Source organism: Kiloniella sp., assembly GCF_965205715.1.
Taxonomy (GTDB): Bacteria; Pseudomonadota; Alphaproteobacteria; order Kiloniellales; family Kiloniellaceae; genus Kiloniella.
The window spans coordinates 1,012,351-1,028,314 of sequence record NZ_CBDBHW010000014.1 but is presented as its reverse complement, the minus strand read 5'-3'; the positions used below and the strand labels follow the sequence as shown (position 1 = coordinate 1,028,314).

16 protein-coding genes are annotated in these 15,964 nt (G+C 45.7%); 11 read left to right on the top strand and 5 right to left on the bottom strand.

Annotated elements, in window-relative coordinates; all coding sequences use genetic code 11:
• Position 1: 1 nt before the first annotated feature.
• Entirely contained in the window at positions 2-970 is a 969-nt protein-coding gene (locus ACOGW3_RS21815; RefSeq protein ID WP_419904874.1) for an oligopeptide/dipeptide ABC transporter ATP-binding protein, read from the top strand.
• A complete protein-coding gene (locus ACOGW3_RS21810; protein ID WP_419904873.1) occupies positions 967-1,968 on the top strand; it encodes an oligopeptide/dipeptide ABC transporter ATP-binding protein in 1,002 nt (333 codons plus the stop codon). The genes ACOGW3_RS21815 and ACOGW3_RS21810 overlap by 4 nt, the downstream gene beginning before the upstream one ends.
• Before the next feature lie 108 nt (positions 1,969-2,076).
• Here the strand turns inward: ACOGW3_RS21810 and ACOGW3_RS21805 are convergent, their stop codons facing one another.
• From ACOGW3_RS21805 to ACOGW3_RS21795, 3 genes are all read right to left on the bottom strand, one after another.
• Positions 2,077-2,757 carry a hypothetical protein gene (locus tag ACOGW3_RS21805; protein ID WP_419904872.1) on the bottom strand — a complete coding sequence of 227 codons (681 nt, stop codon included), beginning with the start codon at positions 2,755-2,757 and terminating at the stop codon, positions 2,077-2,079.
• 123 nt (positions 2,758-2,880) lie between these two features.
• Entirely contained in the window at positions 2,881-4,263 is a 1,383-nt protein-coding gene (locus ACOGW3_RS21800) for an adenylate/guanylate cyclase domain-containing protein (RefSeq protein ID WP_419904871.1), read from the bottom strand.
• Positions 4,264-4,512: 249 nt separating this feature from the next.
• Positions 4,513-5,409, bottom strand: a complete 897-nt coding sequence (locus ACOGW3_RS21795) for a LysR family transcriptional regulator (RefSeq protein WP_419904870.1) — start codon at positions 5,407-5,409, stop codon at positions 4,513-4,515.
• A gap of 106 nt (positions 5,410-5,515) precedes the next feature.
• Here ACOGW3_RS21795 and ACOGW3_RS21790 point away from each other — a divergent pair, with 106 nt between their 5' ends.
• The 3 genes from ACOGW3_RS21790 to ACOGW3_RS21780 all read left to right on the top strand — a co-directional run bounded on the left by ACOGW3_RS21790 (position 5,516) and on the right by ACOGW3_RS21780 (position 8,897).
• Positions 5,516-6,313, top strand: coding sequence for a phytanoyl-CoA dioxygenase family protein (locus ACOGW3_RS21790; RefSeq protein ID WP_419904869.1), 798 nt, complete (start codon positions 5,516-5,518; stop codon positions 6,311-6,313).
• A 48-nt stretch (positions 6,314-6,361) separates the two neighbouring features.
• On the top strand, positions 6,362-7,474 hold the full coding sequence (locus tag ACOGW3_RS21785) for a P1 family peptidase (RefSeq protein WP_419904868.1): 1,113 nt from the start codon (positions 6,362-6,364) through the stop codon (positions 7,472-7,474).
• Positions 7,475-7,745: 271 nt separating this feature from the next.
• Positions 7,746-8,897, top strand: coding sequence for a hypothetical protein (locus ACOGW3_RS21780; protein WP_419904867.1), 1,152 nt, complete (start codon positions 7,746-7,748; stop codon positions 8,895-8,897).
• A gap of 48 nt (positions 8,898-8,945) precedes the next feature.
• Here ACOGW3_RS21780 and ACOGW3_RS21775 read toward each other — a convergent pair whose 3' ends face one another.
• Positions 8,946-9,326, bottom strand: a complete 381-nt coding sequence (locus ACOGW3_RS21775) for a hypothetical protein (RefSeq protein WP_419904866.1) — start codon at positions 9,324-9,326, stop codon at positions 8,946-8,948.
• A 126-nt stretch (positions 9,327-9,452) separates the two neighbouring features.
• Here ACOGW3_RS21775 and ACOGW3_RS21770 point away from each other — a divergent pair, with 126 nt between their 5' ends.
• The 6 genes from ACOGW3_RS21770 to ACOGW3_RS21745 all read left to right on the top strand — a co-directional run bounded on the left by ACOGW3_RS21770 (position 9,453) and on the right by ACOGW3_RS21745 (position 14,650).
• A complete protein-coding gene (locus ACOGW3_RS21770) occupies positions 9,453-9,794 on the top strand; it encodes a class I SAM-dependent methyltransferase (RefSeq protein WP_419904865.1) in 342 nt (113 codons plus the stop codon).
• The gene (locus tag ACOGW3_RS21765) at positions 9,767-10,024 is read left to right on the top strand and encodes a hypothetical protein (protein ID WP_419904864.1); all 258 of its coding nucleotides are present in this window, start codon (positions 9,767-9,769) and stop codon (positions 10,022-10,024) included. Before ACOGW3_RS21770 ends, ACOGW3_RS21765 begins: the two co-directional genes overlap by 28 nt.
• Before the next feature lie 82 nt (positions 10,025-10,106).
• Entirely contained in the window at positions 10,107-10,592 is a 486-nt protein-coding gene (locus tag ACOGW3_RS21760) for a DUF1499 domain-containing protein (RefSeq protein ID WP_419904863.1), read from the top strand.
• Between the two features lie 319 nt (positions 10,593-10,911).
• Positions 10,912-11,643 carry a hypothetical protein gene (locus ACOGW3_RS21755; protein WP_419904862.1) on the top strand — a complete coding sequence of 244 codons (732 nt, stop codon included), beginning with the start codon at positions 10,912-10,914 and terminating at the stop codon, positions 11,641-11,643.
• Between the two features lie 44 nt (positions 11,644-11,687).
• The gene (locus tag ACOGW3_RS21750) at positions 11,688-13,373 is read left to right on the top strand and encodes a methyl-accepting chemotaxis protein (RefSeq protein WP_419904861.1); all 1,686 of its coding nucleotides are present in this window, start codon (positions 11,688-11,690) and stop codon (positions 13,371-13,373) included.
• 26 nt (positions 13,374-13,399) lie between these two features.
• Positions 13,400-14,650 carry a hypothetical protein gene (locus tag ACOGW3_RS21745; protein ID WP_419904860.1) on the top strand — a complete coding sequence of 417 codons (1,251 nt, stop codon included), beginning with the start codon at positions 13,400-13,402 and terminating at the stop codon, positions 14,648-14,650.
• 56 nt (positions 14,651-14,706) lie between these two features.
• On the opposite strand, the gene ACOGW3_RS21740 is transcribed toward ACOGW3_RS21745, so the two are convergent.
• Positions 14,707-15,801 carry an AbrB family transcriptional regulator gene (locus ACOGW3_RS21740; protein WP_419904859.1) on the bottom strand — a complete coding sequence of 365 codons (1,095 nt, stop codon included), beginning with the start codon at positions 15,799-15,801 and terminating at the stop codon, positions 14,707-14,709.
• Positions 15,802-15,964: the final 163 nt, after the last annotated feature.

Genomic DNA, 15,964 nt, shown 5'->3' with positions numbered 1-15,964 from the left:
TATGGCGTTACTTGATGTTCAAAACCTTACGGTCAAATTTCGTACCAATGACGGTATCGTTAATGCGGTTAATGATGTCAGCTTTTCAATGGATCCGGGACAAACGCTGGCGATTGTCGGTGAAAGTGGTTCTGGTAAAAGCCAGACTGCCTTTTCTATTCTGGGACTTCTTGCTCAAAATGGTTCTGCGACGGGATCGATTAAATTTAACGGAAGCGAGATATTAAACGTTTCTACCAATGAATTGAACCGCGTGCGTGCCGCTGAAATCGCTATCGTATTCCAAGATCCCATGACCTCGCTTAATCCCTATATGCGGGTGTCAGAACAGATGGCAGAGGTCTTGATCCATCATAAGGGCATGTCAAAGGCCGAGGCCATAAACGAAGCCGTTCGAATGTTGGATGCGGTGAAAATTCCGGGGGCAAAGAGCAGGGCTCAGCAATATCCTCATGAATTTTCAGGGGGGATGCGCCAGCGTGTGATGATCGCCATGTCTTTGTTATGTCGCCCCAAGTTGTTAATCGCAGATGAGCCGACAACAGCCCTGGATGTGACCGTTCAGGCGCAAATCATGGCCTTGTTTTCTGAAATCCAGAAGGAGTTTGGCATGGGTGTTCTTTTGATTACCCATGATCTCGGTGTTGTGGCTGGATTTTGTGAACAGGTCCTCGTTTTGTATGGCGGCCGTGTCATGGAACAAGGCCCGGTCGATCCGATCTTTGAGCAGCCTTCTCACCCCTATACGCGCGGTTTATTGAGGGCTATTCCACGGGTTGATCAGGGGGCAAAGGTTTTGGATACCATACCAGGCTCGCCCCCCAACATGATGAACCCGCCCTTGGGGTGTCCGTTCGAGCCACGTTGTCAATTTGCTCTGGAGGATTGCGCGCAAAGTCTGCAGCCATTGTCAGAGTTTTCAAAGGGGCGTTTACGGTCCTGTAATAGAGCATTGGAGGAATTGGCATGAGCACACCTCTTTTAAAGGTCGAAGACCTCCGTGTTTCGTTCAGCCTCAAATCTGAAGGTGATATGCCTTGGACCAAGTCGCGTGTTTTGCAAGCAGTAGGCGGGGTGGATTTCGAATTAAAGCAAGGCGAAACCCTGGGGATCGTCGGGGAGTCCGGTTGCGGGAAATCGACCCTTGCTCGGGCCCTGATCCGGATGGTCAAAGCCACGGGGCGCGTGGTCTGGATGGGCGATCAAGAACTTCTGGGGTTAAATAAATCCCAGATGATGAAGTATCGCTCGGAAATTCAGATGGTCTTTCAAGATCCACTGGCGTCGCTCAATCCGCGAAAGACCGTGGGGCAAATTATTGCCGAACCCCTGCGTACCCATAACCCGAAACTCTCCAATGACGAGGTTATCGCTCAGGTGAAAGCCATGATGGAAAAGGTGAGCTTGCTGCCCAATCAGATCAACCGTTATCCACATGAATTCTCCGGGGGCCAGTGTCAGCGGATTGGTATTGCCCGCGCGCTCATCGTAAAGCCGAAATTGATTATATGTGATGAACCAGTCTCAGCATTGGATGTTTCCATTCAGGCGCAGGTGATCAATCTACTTATGGAATTACAACAGGAAATGGGACTTTCGCTGGTCTTTATTGCTCATGACCTAAGCGTTGTGAAGCACATTTCCAACCGTGTCATGGTTTTGTATCTTGGAAAGGTAATGGAGGTTGCCGATCGCAATGACCTCTACGATAACCCGCGCCATCCCTACACACAGGCTTTGATCTCTGCGGTTCCTATTCCCGATCCCAAGATTGAACGGACTAAGGATGTCATCCTACTTGAGGGAGATTTACCAAGTCCCTTAGCCCCGCCGTCGGGCTGTGTGTTTCGAACCCGTTGCCCAAAAGCTCAGGCCATTTGTGGTGAAGCTATTCCTGAATTGAAAGAGCCGAAATTAAATAAAAGCGGGCAGACGAACACGCATCGTGTCGCGTGTCATTTTGATTGAGCGTACTTTAATCAGGATTACCGAACATTAAAACGAAAGAACAGGCCCGGCAGGGCCTGTTCTCGGATGTGTGCTTATGTAAACGCCAGACGAATTAGAGTTTTCTTCCTAATCGGCAGCAAAACAATAGAACAGGCCAGAACCACCGGTTTTTGTCAGATCCTCTTGACTGCAGCCGCGTGAATCATGGGCAGCATTCCACGAGGTATTACCGCCGCCGTGGCGATCGTGATGCCCTAAAGTGGCGTTGCCTTCACCAGAACTTGTCCAGTTACTACAGGTGTGATCGGCGGTTTCCCTTGGGAAATAGGCAGTGCCATCTGACATAGAGCCGGTGAGAATATCGTGACGGTTCGGTTTGTCACCGCGCCCGTTGACCCTGTTGCCATTTTCATCCACGGCGGTGCGCTTGACGATATTCGGGTTGAGGTGGAGCTGATCGAGATCACTGGCGATGAGCTCAGCATTGGCATTGTACCAAGGACCCAAACCAATACGGTCGCGGGCAGACACGCCGCGTTTGCCCTTTTCCTGTGTGCTGAGATAGGCCTTCCAGGTTCGATCCGTTGATCCCGCAGCCTTTGCCAGGTTTGTGCAATGGGCATCAGCACCAGCCAGACCACCAAGATTGGCCCCCTGTCCAAGCCCAACCGATGTTACAAAAAATCCCATGGGGTGGTCTTCGTCCGCAATCGCTGTGGTGATGCCGGGCATGCCTAAAAGTATCAACATTCCAGCTGTGGCACCCGCTTTTGCACCTGATTTTAATATGGATTTAGAAATAGTCATTTCGTATTTCCTTATCTGTTATTTTATCGAATTAAGAAGGCTTTCTGAGGTTGCTTAGACTAATGTAAGAGCAAGATTTTGTGTCGAATTAGTTGAATAACCCAATCATTTTTCTGTGATAGGTTACGCGATCAATCCGGCTTTGCGAAGCCCTGATGTAATTTTCTTGGCCTCAGCGGGGTCTTTGAACGGTTGTTTTGATATGTGGTTCTCGAATGAATAGGCAGGATTGATATCCTTGAGTTCCCGCCAAAATGTATGCGCTTCTTCAATTTCTCCCATATGGCCAAGTACAGAAGCCAGGAAGGCGCGGGTGAGGTCTGTTGTGGGATTGAGCTTTATGCGTTTTTTATAAACTTCTGCTGCGGTTTCATACTCGCCCAATATCAGATAGGCCGTCCCCAGGAAGTGCCGAGCTTGTTGTGTTTCTAGCTGATCTAGACGAATACAGCGTTGAATGTAGGGAATACCCATAAGCGGAGCGCCAGAATAAATGTAAACAGCTCCCCGTGAGTTTAAGGCAAGGGCGAAGTCCGGGTTGAGTTCCAAAGCCCGGTCTGCGGCTTGAGCCCAACTCTCATGATCCTTTTTCCACATTGCCACCACGGAATTAGCATAGTGGGCAAAGGCGTCGTTTTCATTCCGTTTGATCGCTTCTCGGACATAGATTTTCGCCTGGTTAAGCGATGTTTTCGGATCGCCACTCCAACAGTTGATGTAATTTAAGACATAGGCCATACCGAGAGCTGCATAGGGCGAAGAATAGTTTTCATCCAGCGCTATGGCATGCCGAAAGAGTGGAATTACGCGCTCGAATACATTGATATCTCTTTGGAAGCCGAACAGTAATTCTCTACCGCGGAGGAATAGATCATGAGCCTCGTCAGATTTGGTGCCAAAATCGGTAGGTTGAGGTGTTGTATTGGGTGTAGACACACCCCTTGGGGGCGTTTGTTGTAACCGTTCTGATGTCACCTGTTTGGAAGTACAAGCCTGTGGAGCCCATCCCCAGATATGGATGGGGCGTTCGATGTTTTTGACCTGGTGTATTCCCTGATCACAAAAGCGAATATCCACACGGTCTCTAACCTCGTCATAGACCTTTTCGGATATGCTCATGCCCCCAGGCAGAGAAAGGGTTTCAAGTCGTGCGGCCAGATTTACCACATCGCCATGGATGTCTTCGCCATCGATAACGATATCCCCATGATTAATACCAACTCTAAAAGTCACTTGTTTGTTGCTGGCGAGAAGAGAGTTATGCTTTGCCATTGTTTCTTGAATTTTAACGGTGGCCTGAACGGCATCTACCACGCTCGTAAATTCTGCCAGTATTCCATCGCCCATAAGTTTTACCAATCGGCCATGGTACTGGGAAAACACTGGAGAGATCATACCTTCGAATATGGCTTTAAATGACGTAAGAGTGCCTTCTTCGTCGACCTCTATCATATGAGAGTATCCGACGACGTCCGCGACGAGAATGGCGGCGAGACGACGCTCCATTAACATCTCCCCATTGGGCAGACTCTATCGTGCCAAATTGTAGGTTCGATTAATCGAGAGACGCTTAATTTATTGATATTTATAGTTATTATTGTGAGCGTTACTCGAGATTTACCCTCTAGGAGTTGTCCTCCTTGGAAAGGCAGTTATGGTAAAAAGTGATAAACACTTTATATACCTTTTGAAGGGATTTTGGGAATCAATTTTGTATTTTTTTATTAATTTTTGAGTGATTTTAGAACTATTTTTCTAGGTCGATAAGTTTTCTTGAATATTATCAATAATATCGGGGATAGGCATTGTTGGCGGGTTTAATGCGGAGCGGACCAGGACGATGGGCTCCCGGGCCTCGGGGTTGATAATCGGTACGGTGCGAAGAGGTTTGCCGTCGTAACTGATTTCTGTTGGTGGAATGGTGTAGCTGATACCAATGCCTTCGTTGTTTGCAGCGAGAGAACGCATGACTTCCAAAGAAGCTGCTCGGTGCACAACACGGGGCAATAAGCCTTGTGCACGAAACAGGCTGATCATATGGCGTATGGAAAGCCCTTGTTCCGAGAGGATAAGGGGGCGATCTGCGAGATCTTGCAGGGTTAAATCCGTGCGTTTTGAAAGCGGATCACGGGAATGAAAAAAAGCGTGGGGTGAAATCGTTTTCAGGAGTTGTTTATCAAAGCTGGCATCAAGGCCGAGATCATAAGTAATGGTGATATCAATTTGGCCATTTTGCATACCCAGGGCCAGTTCTTCGAACCCGGTTACGTGTGGGGTAATCTCAACTGCGGGAAAGGCCGTTCTTAGGTGAAGTAGGATCGGAGCCAAATAAGTTGGGGCGAGGTCGTCAAAACAACCAAGAGTGATGCTGTGTAAACCCCGGGTTGCCAGAACTTTGGGATCTTCCAATCGAGCCGCGTCTATAAGCAACGTTTCAGCATCACCAATAAAGGCACGACCAAACGACGTCAGGGTAATCGGGGTTCCCTTACGGCGAATAAAAATCTTTTGTCCCTGGCGTTGCTCTACCTGGGTAATAGCAACGGATAGGGCGGGCTGCGATACGTTTAATATCTGTGCCGCCTCGGTCAGGCTGCCTGCTTTGGCGATTGCCACGACGTATTCGAGTTGTCGAAGTGTTAAATATAACATGAAATTATATTTAACTTAATCAAACATTATTTGAAACTAATATTTTGATCGCACACACTCTGACCCAACAAGAACGAATAAAATATATTAAATGGGAATTTAGATCATGTTGCATCCATTGCTTACTCAAGATCATGTCGACGCCTATCAAAGGGATGGTGTGGTTCTGATAAAAGGACTGCTCAAAGATTATGTTGAACCGCTGCGTCGCGGAATTGAGATCAACATGTCTGAGCCAGGTACTTACGCTGCTGAAAATTTAAAGACGGGTGATACCGGGCGTTTCTTTGATGATTATTGCAACTGGAACCGGATTTCTGAATTCGAAGATGCCATTCGCCGTTCACCCATGGCAGAGGTCGCGGCGGATCTCATGAAATCCAAATCCGTACAGGTCTTTCATGATCATGTATTGGTGAAAGAGCCGGGCACATCGAAAGCGACACCCTGGCATCAGGATGAGCCCTATTACTTTGTTGAAGGGCAGCAAAACGTCAGTTTCTGGGCGCCGATGGACCCGGTAAAAGAGGCCTCTCTGCGGTGTGTTGCTGGATCGCATCTTTGGGAAAAGCCTGTATTGCCGACACGTTGGCTTTCAGAAGAAGATTTTTATGCAGGCGAAGATATTTACATGCCGGTCCCTGACCCGGATGCTGAAGGGATGCGCATACTAGAGTGGGAAATGGAACCCGGTGACGCGGTCGCGTTTCATTATAAAACACTACACGGCGCCCGAGGTAATCAGGCAAGCTCCAGACGTCGTGCCTTTTCCCTACGTCTGGTTGGCGATGATGCCCGTTATGTTGAACGGGCCGGTCCAACCTCGCCACCTTACCCAGGACATGCTATGAAAGCGGGAGAAAAATTACGCGAAGACTGGTTCCCGACAATTTTCACCAAGTAAGAAAATAAGTGAATAGGTAGAGTTCCGGGAACTTCATCAGGGGGAACAATGACAGATAGCAAGCTTTTTACCCCTTCGGGAAAAGTGCGTGCCGCAGGCCTCGGGCTAGAGTTTCCCGGGATACCGGGAGTATCTAATAGCATTACCGATGTAGCCGGTGTCTCGGTTGGCTATAGTACTTTAATTGAAGGAGAGGGATCTCTTGTCGTTGGCTCTGGTCCGGTTCGGACCGGAGTGACCGCGATATTACCCCGCCCTAGAAGTGAAGTATGTGATCCTGTCTTTGCGGGGTGTTTTAGTTTTAATGGTAATGGCGAGCTGACCTCTTCTCACTATCTGGAAGAGGTCGGTCAGCTTACCCTGCCGATCACAATCACCAACACCCATGCCTGTGGTCTGACCCGTGATGCGACGCTTCGTTGGATCAACAAGGCTTTTCCAAATGAATTCAAAGAAAGTTTTGGGCTTCCCGTTGCCGCGGAGACCTATGATGGTTTCTTAAATGACATCAATGGGTTTCATGTCACCGATGCGCATATTTTCGCGGCGATTGAAAGTGCCTCGCCAGGCCCGATAGAAGAAGGCAGTGTCGGCGGGGGTACCGGGATGAAATCATTTGATTTTAAAGCTGGGTCTGGAACAGCCTCAAGAGAAGTTCTCTATGGATCCAACCGTTATACCATCGGGGCTTTTGTCCAAGCGAACTTTGGCAAGAGATCGGATCTGACTATTCTTGGATATCGTCTGGGGTTGGACTTAACCGAGCCAGAAATGGTGAGAAATACACCCGATACCGAATTGAGCTCGATTATCGGCATCATTGCAACCGATGCGCCTTTGCTCCCGCATCAACTCAAACGGCTCGCGCGCCGTGCGGCACTGGGGATGGGGAAAACGGGCGGCATTGGTGCCCATGGATCCGGTGATATTTTTCTCGCCTTTTCAACCGCTAACCAAGATGCTTTGTCTTCGAAAACATCTGATGTGCAGCGGGCAGAATTTATTCCAGATCCCGATCTGGATTTTCTTTTTGAGGCCGTGGTGCAATCCACTGAAGAGGCCATTATCAACAGTATGATAGCAAACCAAGGCATGGAAGGACGCGACGGTAATTTTGTGCCCGCCTTGCCACATGGAGCTGTCAAAGCGATGGTTGGGTAACGACTGAATAATAAGCAAAGACATCCTTCATATTAAGAATTATAAATATCATATTCGGAAGTTGTTTCGTGCTGTGTCTCAGGGGTAGATTAATGTCATGCTATTATCCCTATTGATTGTGGGGCAATGTTAAATCTTCCCGAAAGATTTTTGTCTCATGGGGTGACAATGGAGGAGGCAAAAATCATAGATTCATCAGAGGGCTTGTCTATGTTGATCAGGGGAACTTACCTTTTATTACTTTTTTTGCTGGGTGTGTGGAGTGTCAAAGATGAGTAATGTCGCAGGATCTTCACCCTCATCTCCCTCTTCTCGGAGCGTTTTGTTACCAGCAGTGATTTCGGCCCTGTTTGGATCTCATGCAATGCAAATAGGGCAATTAATTATTGTGGCCTGGGATCTTTCAAGAGGAAAAACACCACAAAAAATTTATCAAGTGGAAATGGGGTTATTAGTTCTTGGAATTGGGTTCCTTGTACTCCTTTTTATTGGGGTCAAGAAAGCACTTCACTCTCAAGAATTAAAGGATCTTGAAGGGGTAGCCGTCTCGATAATTGTTGGGTTGTTAGGCGGTATGTTTTCTATAATTGATAAAACTTCTGACGCATCTGGTATTCCGGGAGACAGAACAGCTGTTGGACTTTTTTATTTGGTCATCCTGACCTGTATATTTGTAATGCCTGTGTTGTCAATTTCTTGGAGTAAGTTTGGGCTAAATCATATAGCCATATTGATGGGCCGTCTTACCATTGCGTCACTTATCGCGGGGTTTTTAACAGGATTACTACAGCTTTTCTATCGAGCTGCGAGTGGGTTGTTGAGTAATATATTATATCCTGAACTATTTGCCGAAGGGCATTTTCAATTTGGAAGGACATCATTTTTTCTCTCAGCTCCCATGGCAGCAATGTTGTTAGCGCCATGGGCTTTACTCCTGATTGACCCACTAATTAGACCGAGTAGATGGCTTAATAAAACAAATTCATGGGTACAGTATTGGGTAATCGGCTACATAGCTCTGGCATTTTTAATGAGTGCTATGTATGCGCTAGGCTTTTATTATCCAAAACATGAAAATGGTTGGCTATCTCTACCTAATACAGGCCAGATAACTACAATTGTACTGTTCTTGAGTTTACATATGCCCGGCTTATTTTTCGCCGCATTTGGTCTTTATGTAAGCAGGCCGCAAGAAGGCGATCACTGGATGCAAAGCAAGGACTTTCTGCTTTATCTTGGTGCTTTCTGTGTGGGCTTATCCGGGGCTACACTCGTAAGTTATTTAATATTTGGTACACATGGCATGACACTAATTAAGGCGATATTGTTTTGCGTTGGACATGGAATAACAGCCATGGCTATTGTTTTCTCTGTTTTATTGGCTCATCGAATAAAATTAAAAAGTAATTTTGTGAGCCCGTAATAGTAGTTTTCAATTTAATATCCTTGATCGAAGATGGAGTGGTTTATCTCAAGACAAAATTGCGGCTCTTTGATCTTCTGGCAATTCTGAAATCATTTGGTGGGCCAGTTTTATCCAGTCTTCGATTAATGCCTGTGCCATAATCGCTTGCCCGATATGCTGTGAACCCTGATTTTGCTGATTTTGTAATGTAAGACCTTCTAGGACAGAGCGGACCTGCATACCATCCAGGATGACTCTAAAATGATCTGAATCTTTAGTATCGAGATCTTCAGAACCTTTGGGCAGGGGATCTCCGTGAATAATATTGCGGATAGTGAGAGCGAGTTCAGCGTCACTTTTTTTCAAAAGCTCATAGGTGAAATTTAAACTGCCGCGGCTGAATATATCCGGATCTTGTGTACTGTAAGAAGAGGGTGCTTGGGTCATCGCATTACTCTCTTAAGTTTTTCGCCATTTTCCTGTAGTTTAGTAAAACATTATTTTAAGGTTTTGTTAAAAGGAAATTCAACCGGGAGTGAATTTTATGGCTCCTGTTAATAAGGGGAAGTTATAATGTCATCACAAGCGAGCCAATTTGTAGGATCTATTCCAGAAAACTATGATCAAAGCCTCGGCCCCCATATTTTTCATGAATATGCAGAAGATTTAACCCAAAGAGCCTCTGCTGCCAGCCCGAAAAAAGTGCTCGAAATAGCATCGGGCACGGGGATTTTAACCCGAAAACTTAGGGACGCACTAACCCCGGATGTTTCCTTGATTGCCAGTGATTTAAACCCACCTATGCTTGCCGTGGCGGCAAATTTTTTCCAAAAGACCCTCCTGGATTTTACAAGATTCCTTTTGGCTATACGGATCAAAGTCTGGTTATGTCAGAAATGGAAGCGGGAGGTCTAAGGGATCTTGAGTGTGAAACCGTAGCTTTTGAAAAAACGGTCGCCGACTGGGGCCTTTTCGCCCGTGGTCTGGTCTACGGAAATCCCTTAATTGATGAGATAAACAGCCGTGGTGGTGTTGATCCCAACATGGTTGTGCAGTCTATCCTAACTGCTTTACGCGAGACTTTTGGTTCGGAACCCGGCTCTATGCCTCTTTTAGCCAAGGTCTATAGCGGTGCAGCCACTTGATATTGCTATCTAATTGCGGTTTAGTTGGTTCTGCGATATTAAAGAATTATTGAGGGGAAGCTCTTTGGGGAAATTTCTAAGTATGATTTTCAAGTTGCTCGTTTTACTGGTCGTTGGTATTGCTTTGTATATTGCCGTTGTGGGCCGGGATCGCATCCTTGAAATTGTATTTGGGCCCATTGTTGAGCAGACGATTGACTTTCCCAGCCTTGTACTTGGCCCAAAACCCAACCAGTTTTTGGTTTGTCCAAAGGATTTTTGCCAGTCTGAACCCCATATGATCAGTTCGAGCTTTGCTCATTCGGCAGAAGACCTTAGGAAAAGCTGGATGAAAATGCTGGCCGTTCAGCCCCGTATTGAAATCGGTTTGGCAGATGATGAAGCCATGCAATACGATTTTATTCAACGCACGGAATGGGTGCACTATCCAGATACTATCACCGTTCGTTTTATTCCTCTGGGTACCGAGAGTTCAACCTTGGCGATTTATAGCAGATCTCATTACGGTAGCAGTGATTTTGGGGTCAATGAAGCACGGATTAAGAGCTGGCTTACGCAATTAAAATAAAGAAAAACCCTCTGACGCCGCAGGAAGCTCTGGCATCAGAGGGAAGTAAGCAAGTAAGGGATACTTGCTTGGGGACGGCAGTGCCACAAGAGTGTGTGTGACCTTCTTGAGCACTACTTATGGTAGATTTATTCAGAAGTCATGATTGACATTCTCCGACAAAAAATGTCCCAAATGCGGAAAATATAACGGGTGTCGCTAATGATCAGGCTTTGCGCTTGTTCTGGCTAATAAAGCGGATAAACAGCACAATTTTAGAAATCGTTGTGGGTGTTGAAAACATACTTTGTATTTCACATCTTAAGCAGTTTTTAATGCGTTGTTGCAATACTACAAGCTTCAAACAGCCTCGTGCTGCAATGAAAATAATGCTCGCAGATTATATACCCATAGAGTTTTCTCTTTAGGAAATAAAAGTATGCGAGCTATCACAAAAATTCTCTCAAGTTACTTAGTTGTTATAGTTGTCTTATCCGATTTTGGAGGCATTCTTGGGCAAAATATTGCCTGGGCGGAGACCTCTGCACCGCCAAAATCTCTGGTCGATGATCAAGCGATTAAGACCATTCGAGACTGGTTGAAAAACGCCGTTGTTGAGATTTCGGTGACTTCCCAAAATAAAAAATATAAAGCCATTGCGCAGAGTGAGGTTGATAGCCTTGATAAGCAATGGCGAGCGGAAAGAGACAAAGAAGATCAGCCTTTGATTGCTGCAATTCTCAGCAGCCCGCTATCTAACTATCTCACTCAAATTCAAGCTGCATCCGGTGGCCTTTTTACAGAGATATTCATAATGGATGCCAAAGGCTTGAATGTGGGGCAATCAGCGATAACGTCCGATTTTTGGCAGGGTGATGAAGCCAAATTCAAAAAGACTTTTCCGAATGGGTCATCGGCTATTTTTGTCGACGATCCAGAGTTTCATGAGGGGACAAATACTTGGCGAGCCCAGGTGAACCTTACTGTGTCGAATACAAGCAACCAACCTATCGGTGCTGTTACAGTCGAATATAATTTAACCGAGTTGGCCCGTCGCCGTGCAGAAAATTAAAAACTGCAGTTATTAAATTTCAGTAAGAAACAAAGGACTAAGTTATGCAGTTTTTCCGGCATTTAAAAATAGCACATAAACTGGTTGTAAGTTTTTCACTTCTTGTTGCGGTGACTGTTCTTATGGCGATTGTATCCTTCTCGGCCATCAATGATATCAAATCCGCCGATACGGAAAGCGAAATAGCCCGCGAGTTGGAAGGGACCTACCTGCTTTACCAGCAATCCTTTGCCAGCCAACGTCAGGGATTATTGTTCTATTTATTGACGGGTGACCGATCCGGACTTCAACAATTTAATGACTTTTCAGTTCTGACGGCGAACCATTATCAACACCTGCAAGAACTCTCTCGTGAGCAAGAGGATCTTTCTGATTTGGTTGGGTTATTGTCTGAACATTATCAGGTGTGGGTCAAAGATTTTGCCAATACACAAATCAAATTGATGAGGAATTACCTTACGGTAAACCAAGCTCGCGCCATTGAGGTTTCAGGACAACCTCAAGAAGTGATTGCTCAATTCGATGCGACGGCTCAAGAACTGAGTACGGAACTAAACCTTATACTGAGTAGGTCAGTAGAGGTTAAAGAAGGTGCTATAAATCAGTTTACCATTACTATTATCGCTTCTATTTCTATTTTAGCATTCGCGGCTATCTTCTTAGCAATTACCCTGACCAGGGCTTTAGCGGTCCCTATCAGCCGAATTACGGATAAAATGAGTGATTTGGCTAAGGGGGAACTGGATATTGATATCCGTGGTAGTGATCGTCGGGATGAAATCGGCGGCATGGCCAGAGCGGTGGAAGTTTTTAAAGAAAATGCGATGGAACAGAGGGAAATGAGGGCGCAGGAAGCCAAAAAACAAGAAAAAGAAAGAGTGCGTCACGAGGGTATGGAAAGCTTAACCAAGGATTTTGATGCGTCTATGATGGATGGGTTGCAAATTGTTTCAAAGTCTGTTTCTGAAGTATCTGATTCTGCAACAACAATGGTTGGTAATGCCTCTGAAACCGGTACCTTATCCCAAGATGCCTCTGCTGCAATTGAGGAAGCCACGGCGAACATACAAACAGTTTCGGCCGCGACCACGGAGCTGACGTCATCTATAACAGAAATCTCACGTCAGATGAATCAAACCTCCGAGGTGTCTCAAGCCGCAGTAAGTGAAATTGAGCAAGCCAATTCACGTGTTGTTGCGTTGAATGAAGCGGCAAAGAGTATTGGCCAGGTCGTACAGATTATCAGCGATATTGCTGAACAAACCAATTTACTGGCCCTGAATGCCACCATTGAGGCCGCTAGGGCGGGGGATGCTGGGAAAGGTTTTGCTGTTGTCGCCAGTGAGGTCAAGCATCTAGCTACCCAAACTGGTCAGGCGACAGAAGAGATTGGTGTAAAAGTCAATGAAATCCAGACAGAAACTGAATCTGCTGCAACCGCGGTTTTGGGTATAGGGGACACGATCCGAAAAATAGATGAACTTACGGCTGGTGTTGCAGGTGCTGTCGAACAACAAGGTGCCGCCACAAGTGAAATTGCCCGCAATGTTGAAGAAGCAGCACAAGGAACGAACCAGGTTGCAGGCGTCGTTCTAAAGGTTGCCAAGGCGGCTGAAGAAACTGGTAAATTGGCTGAAAATCAAAAGAATGTCGTTGGTGAGATGGGGCGTAATAACGATGCTTTAAAGCAGGATATCTCTGTATTCTTAAATGAGGTTAAGGCTTTGTAACTATATCAGGCTTTGGGAGTATGTAGATGCTCTATAGGAGCAAAATTATATTATTACTGGTTATTGCCTGGATTTATCCTCTGGCTCTTAATGCATCAGATAATCAAGACCCAATCATTTTGTATACGCACATTCATCCCCCCTACCAGTTTCTGGAAGGGAGTGAATTACAAGGTGTTGGCGTGAGTACTCTCAGGTGTATATTGGACAGGCTTAAACGTAAATATACTGTTGTTGTATCCCCCCCTAATAGGAACCGTCACCTTTTGAATGTTGATCAGGCTGATGGTATTTTTCTAAGTGTTCCTGATCCAGTGTTGAATAGCGTTGCGGTTGAGACACAACCCCTTGCGATTGAGAGGTGGAAATTTTATAGGCTTATAGGAAAAGAGCTAAACCTTGACCTCAAAGAGGACACAATAGGGTCTGTACTGGGATCCAATGAGAGTGTTTGGCTTAATCAACAAAATTATAAAAAGATTGCTTTTTCTACTAACATGGTAAATTTAGCGAGAGTACTTCTCAATAAACGCATAGTTCATGCTTTGGCGGATGAAGCAGCTTTCCAAGCTGCCTTAGAACAGGCCGAAATATCTCAAGATAATTTTCACTCTTCTTTTATACGTTATGTCCCTCTTGTTGCATATTTTTCAAAGGGGTTTATCACTCAAAATCCTGAATTTCTCGAAAAGTTCAATCGCTATATTGATTTTTGTCTGGGTGATTCAAAGCGCGCTACAAAGCAAGAAAAACAGAAGCTAATTGAGTTGGTTAGGACTTACCTTGGCGATGAAAAACGGATGTCTCAAATTATAAAGTTGATTAAAGAGGTTACGTTAAAGTCCGATACTGAAATACATAGAAGAAAACAAGATATTATGTGGGTCGAAGCCCAAAGAAAAGGAAGAAAAACACCTTTAATGACGACCCTTATGTCCAATAGGATATCTGAATATTTATCTGATATTCGAGATGGCTCGGAGGGAAAGATTTCAGAAGTATTTGTCTTTGACCGTCAGGGATATATTTTAGGCCTTAGCCAGATTACGTCCGACTATTGGCAAGGAGATGAAGAAAAATACAGTAGTATTTTCATTGAAAACTATGAAACACATTTTTCTAAGATTCACTTTGATCATTCCACCCGAAAATTTCAAGTTTCGATCACGATGCCTCTTCACGATCCTGCTACAGGACAAAAAATAGCAGGAATAACCTTTGGCCTGGATGCTGATATTGCCATAAGTGAATACAGAGTTGAAGCACTTCAGAGATAGGCCTTAGCCACTGAAAAACTCAATAGCAGATAGTATCAAGCTGGAAGGTTATCTAATTATGCTTCGCGTTTGTTCCGGGTAAGAAAGCGGATTAACAAGGGCAGCATCAGGATCAAGAACACAATTCTGAAAATGTGGTGGGTGGCGACAAAGGCAGGATCATAATCCAGCGAGAGCGCCATGGCGGCCATGGCCTCAACCCCTCCCGACGCGTAGGCAACCCAGATTTGGCCAAAAGGAACAGCGAGAAAGCTGGACATAAAATAGGCCACTGTTGCGGTAAAAGCAGAACTCACCAAGAAAATCGTCACTGCGGCGACCACAAGCCCTTTGAGATCCTTGCGGGTTATGCTGGAAAAACGCGCCCCCACCACGGCACCAGTAAGGGTAAAGCCGATAAAGAGTATTTCTTTGGGAATGTTGCCAACAAGAAGCCCTGAGGCGTGTAAGGCACCACTTATGATCATGCCAATAAGTATGTAAGCCGCTGGAATTCTAAGCTTGCTGCCGAGAAAACCCGCAGCATAAACCACAGTCATTAAGATAAGGGAATGACCAATCGGTAACCACACCGGGGGCGAGTGCAAAGAGAATTGGCCTTCTTCACCGACAGTTGAAAGAATAATCGGCAGACAGATAGTGATGATTAGCAGGCGGAGGCTCTGCAGGATTGAAACTGATTTGATATCACCCATTCCGGCTTCTGCGAGGGCGAGGGTATAAGAAAGCGCCCCAGGAGAGGTAGAGAGAACGGCGGTTCCTTTTGAAAGCCCGAAAAATCTGACCAAAATCAGGCTGGTGGCAAACATGATTAAGAGCAGAAGTAGTGTCAGCACGATAAGGCTAAGCGGCCAACGGGCGGCATTGTCGAGAATTTCAGGGGTTATACCTGTGCCGAGAGAGCAGCCAATTGTGGTAAAGCCAATGTTGCGTAACAAGAGAGGCATCTTCATCGGCAAACCAAAAAATGAAGTTGCGGATACGGCAAAGGTACTGCCCAATAAAGCGGGGGCTGGCACCCCAAGAAGAGATGCCAGCCCGGCCCCTATAAACCCTATCAGCAGGGATAGGGTTATAGATTTAATCGACCCAAAGTCTTGACCAAAGTGTCGGCTAAGATTTTGACCAAGCTTATGGGCAGAGTTATACATTGTTATGAGGCACGTTTGATAACGCTTCCTTTGTTGCGACGGTTATTTCTGCGACTGAGCCAGATCGGCCCGATAATGATGTAACGGGATAATGATGCAAAGGGTGAGAATATACAGACCCACACTATAGCTTGAGTTATAGAGAATAGACCAGTCTCCACCA